The 10,869-nt window shown below is 68.9% G+C and carries 14 protein-coding genes; all 14 read right to left on the bottom strand.

Annotated features, from left to right (window positions below):
• A partial coding sequence (locus B7767_RS21185) for an AMP-binding protein (protein WP_143652571.1) occupies positions 1 to 218 on the bottom strand: 218 nt, incomplete at its 3' end.
• A gap of 211 nt (positions 219 to 429) precedes the next feature.
• Positions 430 to 1,146: a 2-hydroxychromene-2-carboxylate isomerase gene (locus B7767_RS21180; RefSeq protein WP_085573585.1), complete on the bottom strand. Its 717-nt coding sequence runs from the start codon at positions 1,144 to 1,146 to the stop codon at positions 430 to 432.
• A 43-nt stretch (positions 1,147 to 1,189) separates the two neighbouring features.
• On the bottom strand, positions 1,190 to 1,936 hold the full coding sequence (gene fabG, locus B7767_RS21175; protein ID WP_085573584.1) for a 3-oxoacyl-[acyl-carrier-protein] reductase: 747 nt from the start codon (positions 1,934 to 1,936) through the stop codon (positions 1,190 to 1,192).
• A gap of 23 nt (positions 1,937 to 1,959) precedes the next feature.
• Positions 1,960 to 2,535 carry a 3-hydroxyacyl-ACP dehydratase FabZ family protein gene (locus B7767_RS21170; RefSeq protein ID WP_085573583.1) on the bottom strand — a complete coding sequence of 192 codons (576 nt, stop codon included), beginning with the start codon at positions 2,533 to 2,535 and terminating at the stop codon, positions 1,960 to 1,962.
• Positions 2,460 to 2,813 (bottom strand): 3-hydroxyacyl-ACP dehydratase FabZ family protein, encoded by a 354-nt coding sequence (locus B7767_RS21165; RefSeq protein WP_256923520.1) that lies wholly within the window; start codon positions 2,811 to 2,813, stop codon positions 2,460 to 2,462. Before B7767_RS21165 ends, B7767_RS21170 begins: the two co-directional genes overlap by 76 nt.
• 53 nt (positions 2,814 to 2,866) lie before the next feature.
• The gene (locus tag B7767_RS21160; protein ID WP_085573581.1) at positions 2,867 to 3,142 is read right to left on the bottom strand and encodes an acyl carrier protein; all 276 of its coding nucleotides are present in this window, start codon (positions 3,140 to 3,142) and stop codon (positions 2,867 to 2,869) included.
• A gap of 103 nt (positions 3,143 to 3,245) precedes the next feature.
• The gene (locus B7767_RS21155) at positions 3,246 to 4,334 is read right to left on the bottom strand and encodes a beta-ketoacyl synthase N-terminal-like domain-containing protein (RefSeq protein WP_085573580.1); all 1,089 of its coding nucleotides are present in this window, start codon (positions 4,332 to 4,334) and stop codon (positions 3,246 to 3,248) included.
• A 38-nt stretch (positions 4,335 to 4,372) separates the two neighbouring features.
• Positions 4,373 to 5,374, bottom strand: coding sequence for a thioesterase family protein (locus tag B7767_RS21150; RefSeq protein WP_256923519.1), 1,002 nt, complete (start codon positions 5,372 to 5,374; stop codon positions 4,373 to 4,375).
• Positions 5,375 to 5,391: 17 nt separating this feature from the next.
• Positions 5,392 to 6,240 (bottom strand): alpha/beta fold hydrolase, encoded by an 849-nt coding sequence (locus B7767_RS21145; RefSeq protein ID WP_179167225.1) that lies wholly within the window; start codon positions 6,238 to 6,240, stop codon positions 5,392 to 5,394.
• A 4-nt stretch (positions 6,241 to 6,244) separates the two neighbouring features.
• A complete protein-coding gene (locus tag B7767_RS21140; protein ID WP_256923518.1) occupies positions 6,245 to 7,210 on the bottom strand; it encodes a beta-ketoacyl synthase N-terminal-like domain-containing protein in 966 nt (321 codons plus the stop codon).
• On the bottom strand, positions 7,207 to 8,319 hold the full coding sequence (locus B7767_RS21135; protein WP_085573587.1) for a beta-ketoacyl synthase: 1,113 nt from the start codon (positions 8,317 to 8,319) through the stop codon (positions 7,207 to 7,209). The genes B7767_RS21140 and B7767_RS21135 overlap by 4 nt, the downstream gene beginning before the upstream one ends.
• A gap of 20 nt (positions 8,320 to 8,339) precedes the next feature.
• Positions 8,340 to 9,590: a beta-ketoacyl synthase gene (locus B7767_RS21130; protein ID WP_085573577.1), complete on the bottom strand. Its 1,251-nt coding sequence runs from the start codon at positions 9,588 to 9,590 to the stop codon at positions 8,340 to 8,342.
• A 41-nt stretch (positions 9,591 to 9,631) separates the two neighbouring features.
• Positions 9,632 to 9,889, bottom strand: a complete 258-nt coding sequence (locus B7767_RS21125) for an acyl carrier protein (RefSeq protein WP_085573576.1) — start codon at positions 9,887 to 9,889, stop codon at positions 9,632 to 9,634.
• Between the two features lie 159 nt (positions 9,890 to 10,048).
• Positions 10,049 to 10,819 (bottom strand): thioesterase II family protein, encoded by a 771-nt coding sequence (locus B7767_RS21120; RefSeq protein ID WP_085573575.1) that lies wholly within the window; start codon positions 10,817 to 10,819, stop codon positions 10,049 to 10,051.
• Positions 10,820 to 10,869 lie beyond the last annotated feature (50 nt).

The raw sequence follows: 10,869 nt of genomic DNA, 5'->3' as shown, positions 1-10,869 counted from the left end.
ACCACCAGATCCACGGACCGGGGCAGACACACCGCCACCACGTCCTCCGGACCCACCCCACGCCCCACCAGCCAACGCGCCAGCCGATTCGCCCGCCCGTTCAACTCCGCATACGTAACCGACTCCTCCCCACAACACACCGCCACCCGATCCCCACACCGCACCACCTGCTCCTCGAACAACTCCACGAGGGTGGCTTCCGGGAACTGGTCAGTCATTACTGAACACCTCGAATGAGCACGATTGACGATCGAGTGGACGAGTGAGCGAGCAATGGAACGGGCTGTTCAACAGATCTGCGGAGACGGCGCTCAGCCACTGCAAAAGAAAAGCGATCCGGACGAACGACCGGGTCGCGCCGGAGGTCGTGCCCCGGCAGAGGCGGTCCCGATCGTCATCCGCATTCAGTCCGGTGGTGTTCCGGAAGGGTCAGCCGCAGCCTCCCGCGTGTCCAGCATCTCCGGCCGGGGGAGAGAAGAGCGGCACTTCGTCATGATCCTGCCAGTCTTCTTCGATGTCCGGCCCGGTGCGCCCCGGGAAGGACGCGACGAACGGCCTCAGCCGATCGGCACCCCAGAACTTCTCCCGTCCGTGAATGAAGAAGGGCACGCCGAACAGGCCGTCCTCGTACGAGGACACCAGGCAGTCCAGGCCCTGCTTCCGCAGCTTCGGGTCCTGTGCCGCCGTGGCCAGCAACTCGGCCGGCAGGCCCAGCTGCTCGGCGATCTCCCCCATCGTCCCTGGGCTGGTGATGTCCCTGCCCTCCTGCCACCTGGCGCGGTAGACGGCGTCCACGAACTCCCGGCCACACCCCCGCTCCTTTGCGGCCAGGTAGGCGAGGTGGGAGACCTCCCAGTTCGGGTCCTTGTCCATGGGCACCGTCATCTTCAGACCACGGGCCTTCGAGAGGCGTGCGAGGTCCTGGAGGATGTAGAAGTTCTTGGCCCGTGACATCGCCACGATGGGCAGTTCGACCCGCGCGTCGTCCAGCATGGCCTGCGTCGTCTCGTCCGGTTCCCAGAAGGGGATCCACTCCAGCGCGTCCGCGACGTCCGGGTACCGTTGGGTGAGATCCAGGTAGGCGAACCAGGAGTACGGGCTGCGCAACGAGAAGTACCAGCGCGGTGGCTTCTTGGGTCTGGGCATGGGAAAGGCTCCCCCTTGGCTCGGTTCGGCTTGGCGGAACGGATCAGATGGTGATGCCGCCGTCGATCTGGAAGACAGCACCGGTGATGTAGGACGACCGGTCGGAGACGAGGTAGGAGACCAGGTCGGCGACCTCCTCGGCGCGGCCGAGCCGCCGGAGCGGAATGGAGTCGAGGGCGCGCTTCCTGATCTGATCGTCGAGCACCGCGGTCATGTCGGTCTCGATGAAGCCCGGGGCGACCACATTGGCCCGGATGCCGTACCGGCCGGCCTCCTTGGCCAGCGAGCGGGACAGCCCGATGATCCCGGCCTTGGACGCCGCGTAGTTGCTCTGCGTCGGGTTTCCGTACACCCCGGCCACCGAGGAGATGTTCACGATGGATCCCGACTTCCGCTTCATCATCTCGAAGATGACGGAGCGGCAGACGTGGTAGACGCCGTCGAGGTTGACGCGCAGGACGGTGTTCCAGTCCTCGTCCGGCATCAGCAGCAGGGGGTTGTCCCTGGTGATGCCGGCCGAGGTGACTGCCGCGCCGATGCCGCCGAAGGCGTCCTCCACGTCGGCGATGAAGGAACGCACGGAATCGCTGTCGGAGACGTCGGCCCGGACCCCCAGCGCCCTGCCGCCCAACTCCTCTACTTCCTTCTGCAGTTGACCGGCCGCCTCCTCGTTGGACTGGTAGCAGAAGCCGACGTCGAAGCCGTCCCGCACAAGACGCAGCACCACCTCACGTCCGATTCCGCGTGAACCGCCGCTGACCACGGCGACCCTGGGTTCTTTGTTCTCCATGAAACCGGTGCTCCCTCGGTGTGTTACGGAATGCGTGCGGTCCGGGCGGAGCGGCCGGCGGGTGGCCGCAGCCGGTCCCCGGGCCGGAACGCCATGACCATGCGGGTGAAAGTGACAGCCGGTTCACCGTCGATCGTCGTGTGGCCGTCGAAGATCACCGTGTCGCTCAGCGCCCGGTAGAGCCGGACGTGGTGTTCCAGAACGTCACCCGGCAGGGCGGCACGGTGGAAGGCGACGCCCGACATGGCCCCGGCCAGCATGACCTGGTCCGCGGACATCGCCTGTTGTGTGCCGGACACGGCGAGCAGCCCGGCTGCCTGCCCCCACGACTCCACCAGGAGGGTCTGCGGGTAGGCGTACTCCTCGAGACCGGCGTCCTCGGCGAGGTTCTGGTACCAGGGCTCGTTACAGGTGATCGCCTTCACTGCGACCAGCCTCTCGTCGGGCACGAGTTCGAGCACCCGGTCGACGAGGAGCATCGGAAAACGGTGCGGCAGTCTTTGCCGCACGCCATGGACCTCGATCACCCGCGGTCCTCCCGGTAGCGCAGCCTGACCGTCGCAGACTCCCCCCGCTCGGTCGACGCGGTCGCCGAGCATTTCCAGCCTCCCTCGACCGCCGTCCAGTCGGCGGTGACGGTGAGCACGTCACCGGGGAAGACGGGCCCCGTGAAGCGGGCCGACTCCAGTGCGGCCAGGCTGAGCCCGCTTCCGGTGCCCGGTGCCGCAGCGATGGCCGCACGGTGCACGCACTCCACGACGCATACGCCCGGAAAGATGGGGAAGTCCGGATAGTGGCCGGCGAACACCGGCTCCGAGCCCTCGATCGAGAAGCGCACCTCCGAGCGTGGCCCAGCTCCGTTCCCACCGGCGTTCACCGCGGTGACGACTCGCGCTGCGGCCCGTACGGGGCTGGTACCGGAAGGCCCGTTCACTGAGCCGGGATCTTCCGGGTGAGCAGCTGGTGCGCCTGCCCCAGGGAGGTGACCTGGCGCAGCTCGGCCTCGGCGAACTTCACCCCGAAGCGCTTCTCCAGTACCACGACGACCTCCAGAGCCATCAAGGAGTCGACCTCGAGGTCCGCCACGAAGTCGGCGTCGTCGGTGACGTCCTCCGCGTCGGTGTCGAGGATCTCCGACACGATGCCGCGCAGTTCGTCCAGGCTCGGCACTGCGGTCACGGGGGTGTCGTGCGGGGTCACGGACATGGGTCTCCTCATTCTCAGTAGTCGTTCCGGCCGGGCGGTGAGCGCGGCCGTCCTCTCGCGGTACGGCTCGCGTCGTGTGCGCCGGGCCGCCGGGTGCCACCGCTCAGAGCAGCCGGAGCACCGCGCAGGCCAGCGCGCCGTCGCGGTCCAGCGACGTCACCACGGCGACGCGTCCACGAGCCTGCGAATCCTCCTCGGACACGGCGAGTACCGTCGTCAGCTGCAGGGCCCCGGTCGCCGCCGCGGTGTCCCCTGTCCAGCCGGAGTGGTCGAGCCACCGCACGTGCGGTTGTCCGAAGACCACGTCCAGTCCGGCCCGTTCCTGCTCCCCGAGCACCCCGGCGGGTCTCGAAGCGGACACGGCCCACACGTCGTCCGGCTCCGCGCCGGCCCGGCGCATCGCACGTCGCACAGCGGCGGCCAGTGAGTGGGCAGCGCCTGCGGCACCCACCACGCCCGATTCCACGGCGAGGACCTCGGCCAGGCCCTCGCCCTCGGCGTCGGCGGGACGCAGTCGCAGCACGGCACAGCCCTCGCCGAGGACCGTGTCGCCTTCGTCCGGTCGGCGGGTGTGCCATTCGAGCCAGGCCCGCGCCGACGAGTACTCCTCGGCGGCGCCGCAAAGGACCGTACGGGCACGTCCGGAGGCGAGCAGCCGCCGGGCGTAGTTCAGCGCCAGCAGCCCGGAGGAGCGGCCGGCCGCGACCGTGGTGTTCGGCCCCCTCAGCCCGTACCAGATGGCGCACTGCCCTGCCGGACAGTTCATGATCGCGTTCGGGATGCGGGAGGGGTCGATGTAGAACGGCTTCTCGTGCACCAGGGTGTCGCGGGTGATGTCCATCATGCTCTGGGCACTGCCGGTGGTCGTGCCGAGCACCAGCCCGACGTCATCGCCGGACTCCGGTGTCCCACCGTCCTCGGCGAGCAGTTCCCGTACGGCTGTCACGGCCAGACCCGTCACCCGGTCCATGGACCTGGTGCCCTTGCGGCCCAGGACATCCTTGATGACAAATCCGGGAACCAGGTGGGCCCGTTCGTCCGGGCCACTGAACTCCTCACCGGTGAGCACCGCCGCCGTGGGCCGCCCGGCACGGATGCCCGCCGAGAAGGCGTCACGGCCGATGCCGTACGGTGACACCGCCGACCAGGCCGTGATGACCGGTCCTCCATTCGCCCTGGATGTCCCGCTCACAGTTGCATCACGTCCCCTTCGTCTTGGACGACGTGTCGTCAGGCCACCGTGCGCTTGTCGGCCAGGGCGGCCAGAACGCGGTCGTCGAAGGTGACCAGGCGGCCTTCGCTGCCGTTCTCCACCACCCCGTAGGCGTGCGTGATGGTGCCGGTCGAGGTCTGTACCAGGTGCCCGTCGCGGACGACGTAGGTGTCGAGGCGCGAGGTGTAGAGGAGGTTCTTGAAAATGTCCTCGACCGTGTAGACCACGTACAGGTCCTCCTCGAGGAGAGCCTCGTCCAGCAGCGTCACCCGGGAGTGGGTCACGGCCGGGATCCAGTTCTGCTCCGTGAGCAGCTCGCGGATGGAGATGCCCCGCGCATCCACGAAGCGGTGCTTGGCCTCCTCCATCAGACGCAGATAGCCGGACATCTGCAGCCGCTCGAAGAAGTGGACGAACGGGTAGGGGATGCGGAACTTCCAGCCGTAGGCGTTCCGTCCTGCGAGCAGCTGGTCCAGAACCGCATCGGTTTCGGCGGAACCGCCCGAGATCAGGGTGCCGTCGGTGACCACGGGTGCTGCCGCGCCGGGTTCGGCACCGCCGATCCGGGCGGTCACGAAGTCCTCCAGGCCTTCCGGCACGGGCAGCCTGCGAAGCATGCGCACGTCGTTGTCGTCCGTCCTCAACTGCGCCTTGACCTTGGAGACGACGGCCCTCTTCGGTGCGCCGTCCCGCTCGACGGTGATGATCACCTTGAACGACAGCGCGTCAGCCCCCTCCCCGGTCGTCGGGGTCACCTCGATCATGGCCTGGTCGTCCACCACGAGCGCCGTCTGGAGCCGGGAGTCGATGTCGGTGATGTCGAAGCCGAGCCCGTGCTGCTCGTAAAGCCGGCCGACGGGCAGTCCACTGCGCCGGAAGTGCTCGATCACCGCCTTCTCGACCAGGTAGTTGACGTGCTTGAAGCCGATGATGGTGCCGATGTTGGCACCTTCGTACCCCGGGCTGAGCACGACTGTGGTCGATTCGCTCAGCAGTGCTTTGACGGAGTTCTCCGGCATTGAACGCTCCTTTGCTCTCATGCGGCGGATTCCGGGGGCGCGAGCCCGTCCGGAAGGTCGTCGAGGAATGCGCCGACCACGTCGACGAACTGCTGGGCCCGTTCGGCCATCGGGTAGTGGCCGCATTCCGGGACGAGGTGCAGCCTCGCGGCCGGCAGATCGGTCGCGATCAGCTCGCTTTCCCGGGCGGCGAAGTCCTCACTGCCGCAGATCACCAGGCAGGGAACCGTGATCAGGTCGGTGCGCAGCCACGGCGTGCGCAGATAGGACTCGCAGAACCGCAGCCACCCGTAAGCGCCGACGCGCTCGCAGACCCGCTCGGCCATACGGTGGCGCAGGTCGGGGTCGATCCGCTCTCCGGAGCGGGTGCGGATGCCCTCCTTCATGATGTGGAAGAACCGGCCCTGCATGTCCGCCATGACGTCCCAGGGGAAGTCATCGGGGCTGCGGCGGTAGAAGGGGGAGACCAGCACCACACCGCGCAGGCCGTACCGGTCGGCGAGGTCGTCGCCCGCCGCGGCTCGTGCGCTGAGTGAGGCCAGCAGGACGTTGGCCGAGTAGGAGTGCGCCACGATCACGTCGGGGCCGCCCGGCACCAGATCGAGAGCTGCCTCGATCCAGTCCGGCTGCTCTCCGGCGCGGCTCCACGACAGCACGTGATCACTGCGCCACGGCAGGTCGGCCGTCCAGATTTCCAGGCCGGTCGGCGGCCGCTGCCAGACCTCGTCCCACACCGCCCCGCTGCCCGCCAGGCCGTGGAGCAGCAGGAGGCGCGTGTCGGTCGTGCCGGTGCCGCCGCGTCGCCCGACCCGCAGGGGCTCGGGCGACGCGGCGGGGTGCGGAAGGTACCCGGGAAGAGTCGTCACGGGATCACCGGATGCCTTCCGCGGGCAGCAGTGTGAGGCCGGCGGTAGCGTCGTCGGAGTCCCGCCCGGAGAGCGCGTAGACGGGCCCCGCGCCACCGCGCGCGAACCAGCCGACGGCGCCGGCGCACTGCAGTACGCCGAGGACCGCCGACGCCTCTCCCCAGGTGCCCGCGAGTTGGTGACGGACGGTGTGCACACCGAGCACGGGCGAGTCCGCGCCGTCCGAGCCGCCGGGGCCGAACCAGGCGCCGGGCACGGTCCGCTGGTGCTCCGCGAGCAGCCGCATGCACTCCTCGACACCGCGGACGCGGATGCCGGGGCCGAGGACGGCGCGGCTCACGGCGCCGCGCACGGCCGCAGCGGCCTGATTCTCCACCACCAGGGCGGCGGCGCCGTCCACGACCCGGTCGGCGCCGGTCAGTTGACGCACCATGTCGTTGTCCGGCTCGACGGCGACCACCAGAGCGCGGTCTGCCCGCCGGGCCCCGATCACGTTCACGGCCCAGCGGACCGCGTCGAGTCCGGAGGTCGGGCCGTTGCAGATCATCAGGTTCGGGCCGCGAAGTCCGTACTTGATCGCCAGCGTGGACGCGATCACGTTGCTGGACGCGTTGGGCGTGTCCATGGGGCTGATTCCGGAGGTGGTGCCTTCTGCCGCGATCGTCTCCACGACCGAGCACACGGTGTCCACGTTCCCGTAGTTGGAAGCGACCAGTACCGCGATCGTCCCGCCGCCGACGCCGAGCCCTCCCGGACCGAGCAACCCGGCGTCCTTCAGGGCTTCTTCCGCGCAGACCAGAGCCAGTTGGGTGGCTCGGTCCTTGTAACGCAGGCCCTTCTTCCCGATGCGGGCGGCCGGTGAGACCGGGTCCGCGCGGGGCGGGACGGGGCCGAGCAGGTCCTCGGGCGATCCGGCTCCCGGCACGGCGAGTCCCACCCCGGTGACCGTGGTGGTCACGGTGTGCTTCATCGAGCCACCTCCACGACCGCCACAGCGTTGATCCCGCCGAATCCGAAGGCGTCGATCTGTGCCACCGTCACGTCGGTTGCCACGGTCGTGGCGAGCACCAGATTGAAGCCGTCGGTCTCCGGAGCGGGGGCGGCGAGTCCCGAGATGGGCGGTACCTGGCCCTCACGCATCGCCAGCAGCGCCACGATGAGGCTGAGCAGCCCGGAGGCGCCGGAGGTGTGCCCGGTCATCGACTTGACTCCGGTCATCAGGGGCGAGCCGATGTGGTCGCCGTACACCTCCGCGAGCGCGGTGGCCTCGGCCGCGTCGTTGAGGGGGGTGCCGGTGCCGTGCACCATGACGAGGTCCACGTCCTGCGCCTTGACACCCGCCCGGTGGTGGGCATCCGTGATGGCGCGCGCGATGCCCTGCGGATCGGGCGCGGTGGCGTGGTAGGCGTCGCAGTTGACGCCGACTCCCCGTACGAAGCCGTAAGGGGCCCAGGGCGCGGCTTCCCGCCGGAGGACGATCGCCGCCGCTCCTTCTCCCATGACGGTGCCCTTGCGGTCCCGGTCGAAGGGGCGCAGCCGGTCGGGCGGGTCGAGCTGCAGCCGGTCCGAGAGGCCGAACATGCTCTCGGTGATCACATCGACACCGGCCACGACGACCGTGTCGGCCTGCTCGAACTCCAGCAGATCGGTGCCCAGGGCAAGGGCGTACAGCGACGCGGAGCAGGCGTTGGAGATCGTGTGGGTGTCGTCCGCGCCGAAGCGCCGGCGCAGCGCAGTCCCGAAATGCATGCCTGAGGCGTCGAAGGGCTGTCCGTCCCGCCACCGCAACTCCAGCGAGCGCAGTTCGCGCAGCCCGGTGCCGATGAGCACCGGCACGTTGTGCAGGTCCTCGTCGTGGCCCGCGTCGCGCAGGGCTTGGCCGATCGCGTCCGTGAGCAACGCGGTGGCGCGGGCCGTGGAATCCACACCGGGCGCGGGGCGGTTGTCGACCTCGTAAAGCAGGTCGGCGTTGTACCAGTCGCGGTTGAAGCCACGGAGCGTGCTCAGCCCGCTCCGGCCGGCGCACAGGGCGGCGAAGAGCTCGTCCGGGTCCGCTCCGATGCTGGCGACCGCGCCCATCCCGGTCACCGCCCAGCGGCTCACCGCTGCTCCTCGTACTTGCCGAGCACGACGACGGCGTTGTTGCCGCCGAAGGCGAGGCCGTTGTTCTGCACGACTCTCAGATCGGCCTCCACCGCCTTGTTCGGCACGCAGTCCACCTCGCACTCCGGGTCGGTCGTGAAGTGGTTGATGGTCGGCGGAATGAACTTGTGCACGATCGCCAGCGAGCAGGCGATGGCGGCCAGAGCGCTGGCCGCCCCCATGGTGTGGCCCAGCATCGACTTGATCGAGACGGTGCGCGGAGGGGTGTCGCCATAGACGCTGCGGATGGCTCGGGCCTCGGTGATGTCGTTGGCCTTGGTGCCGGTGCCGTGCGCGGAGATGAGATCCACCTGGTGGGGCTCGATGCCGGCGTTCTCCAGAGCCAGTTCCATGCAGCGGCCGACACTCTGCTGATTGGGCGCCACCTGGTGGTACGCGTCGCAGTTGAGGCCGTAGCCGAGCACCTCGGCGTAGATGCGGGCACCGCGGGCCAGCGCGGACTGCAGGCTCTCCAGCACCAGGACGCCGGCGCCCTCACCGGTCAGGATGCCCTTGCGGTCCGCGTCGAAGGGCTGGCACAGCTCGGGGGCGATGGTGCCGAGCCGGTAGAAGCCCGCGAACGTCTTGCGGCACATCGCGTCGGCCCCGCCGCACAGTGCGAAGTCGACCTCACCGGTACGCACGGCGTCGTATCCGTACCCGATGGCGTAGTTGCCGGCGGCGCAGGCCGTCGGGATGGTGATCGCCTCCACATCCGTCAACCCCAGCTCGTGGGCGATGGCGGCGGACAGGCGCCCGGCGCGGACGCGCCGGGCGATGGTGGAGTCCATGTGTTCGGGGCCACGGGCGAGCTGGCTCTCCACCAGGTGGTCGAGGTCGAAGGACTCCCCGTCGGTCGTGCCGACCGAGATGAGGCCACGCTGCTCGCGCAGCTTCCCGACGTCGAGGCCCGCGTCGTCGATCGCCATGCGCGCTGCCGCGACGGAGAACTGGCTGGCTCTGCCGAGCTCCGTCGCGTCGAGCGTGGTGATCCACTTCTCCGGGTGGAAGTCCACGATCTCGCATCCGTTGGAGTGCGCAAACCCCTCGGTGTCGAATGCTGTGATCGGTTTGGCTCCGCTGCGCCCCACGCGCAGTCCTTCGGCGAATTCCTCGGCGCCCACCCCGATACTGGAGAAGACACCGAATCCCGTCAGGACAACTCGGTGGGCCGCAGCGGTCGTACCGTCCTGCGCAAGGATTGTCATCGAATCTCCAACCGGTCTCGGCGCGGAGGAAGCGAAAATGCCTAGGCCGATGCCGTCTGGGCCTCGGCGACGACGTCGTAGACGCCCTGGAGATTGACCATGCGGGCCAGCTCCGACTGCTCGATCACGATCTTGAATTCCTTCTCGAGGGAAGCCAGGATCTCGATCGCCCGCAGGGAGTCGGCGTCGTGATCCTCGCGGAAGAGACTCGTCTCGGTGACCTCGTCCTCCTCCAGCTCCAGGATGTCGCAGACGATTTCCTTCACCTTCGCCGAGTCCTCGGCAGTCATGGCAGTCATGAAGAACGTAACCTCTCGTTTCTCGTACAAGACGTGAATGGGAGTCGCGCACAACCCGAAAGGGCGTCACCGCGTGGAACCGGCGAGGCCGCCGCACAAGAGGCGGATCCTCCCCGGCCCTGAAAGTTAGACTCTTCGGCGGGCATTCCTGACCTGATTTCAGGAAGCTGTCACCATCAGCCCCTCGAGACGTCCGGACATGTCTTTCAGCAGGGCGTCCCTCTCCGGGATCAGGTAGAAATGGCCACCAGGCATGACGGTGAGGTCGAAGGAACCAGCACTCACCTCCGACCAGCGGCGCACGGCCTCGGGCACGACTCCCGTGTCTCCCTCGCCCGCGTAGGCCGCGACGGGGCACCGTACGGGAACCGGCGCCGTCGCCCGGTAGGTGCCGGCGATCTGGAAGTCGGCCCGCAGCGGCGGCAGCAGGACATCCCGCAGGGCCGGCTCCTCGAGCAAGGCCTCGTCGACGCCCCCGAGCCGTCGCACCTCGTCCAACAGGCCTTCGTCGTCCAGCAGATGCACCCTCTTGGGGGTGACTCGGTGCGGGGCCTCCCGTGCGGACACGAACAGTCCCGCGACCGCCTCCGGGTGCGACGCCTGAAGGCGCAGGGCGACCTCATAGGCGAGGGAGGCCCCCATGCTGTGGCCGAACAGGGCCACCGGCACGTCCGACAGCGCCGTCAGTTCGTCCGCGACCGCGTCCGCGAGCGGTTCCATACTGGTCAGGCACGTTTCCGCGATCCGTTCCTGACGCCCCGGATAGCGGGTGGCCAACATCTCGACACCGTCGCCGAACGCGCCGTCCCAAGGGTGGAAGAACGTTGCCGTGCCGCCCGCGTGGGGCATGCAGACCAGACGCAGCCGTACCGGCCCTGCCGTCGGGTACCGCCGGAACCAGACGGACGGGCCTCGGCCGGTCACTGCCATCGATGTCTCCTTCGCCCGTCCCGGATGACGCGGCTCCAACGCCGCGGCCT

It is taken from the genome of Streptomyces sp. 13-12-16 (genome assembly GCF_002114215.1).
Taxonomy (GTDB): domain Bacteria; phylum Actinomycetota; class Actinomycetes; order Streptomycetales; family Streptomycetaceae; genus Streptomyces.
This window is presented reverse-complemented; position numbering and strand designations above follow the sequence as displayed.

Coding starts and splice junctions, on each gene's coding strand:
- fabG (WP_085573584.1), bottom strand. CDS start 1,936: ATGGAGAACAAAGAACCCAGGGTCGCCGTGGTCAGCGGCGGTTCACGC.
- B7767_RS21130 (WP_085573577.1), bottom strand. CDS start 9,590: ATGACAATCCTTGCGCAGGACGGTACGACCGCTGCGGCCCACCGAGTT.
- B7767_RS21170 (WP_085573583.1), bottom strand. CDS start 2,535: ATGCTCGGCGACCGCGTCGACCGAGCGGGGGGAGTCTGCGACGGTCAG.
- B7767_RS21135 (WP_085573587.1), bottom strand. CDS start 8,319: ATGGGCGCGGTCGCCAGCATCGGAGCGGACCCGGACGAGCTCTTCGCC.
- B7767_RS21120 (WP_085573575.1), bottom strand. CDS start 10,819: ATGGCAGTGACCGGCCGAGGCCCGTCCGTCTGGTTCCGGCGGTACCCG.
- B7767_RS21140 (WP_256923518.1), bottom strand. CDS start 7,210: ATGAAGCACACCGTGACCACCACGGTCACCGGGGTGGGACTCGCCGTG.
- B7767_RS21125 (WP_085573576.1), bottom strand. CDS start 9,889: ATGACTGCCATGACTGCCGAGGACTCGGCGAAGGTGAAGGAAATCGTC.
- B7767_RS21160 (WP_085573581.1), bottom strand. CDS start 3,142: ATGTCCGTGACCCCGCACGACACCCCCGTGACCGCAGTGCCGAGCCTG.
- B7767_RS21180 (WP_085573585.1), bottom strand. CDS start 1,146: ATGCCCAGACCCAAGAAGCCACCGCGCTGGTACTTCTCGTTGCGCAGC.
- B7767_RS21150 (WP_256923519.1), bottom strand. CDS start 5,374: ATGCCGGAGAACTCCGTCAAAGCACTGCTGAGCGAATCGACCACAGTC.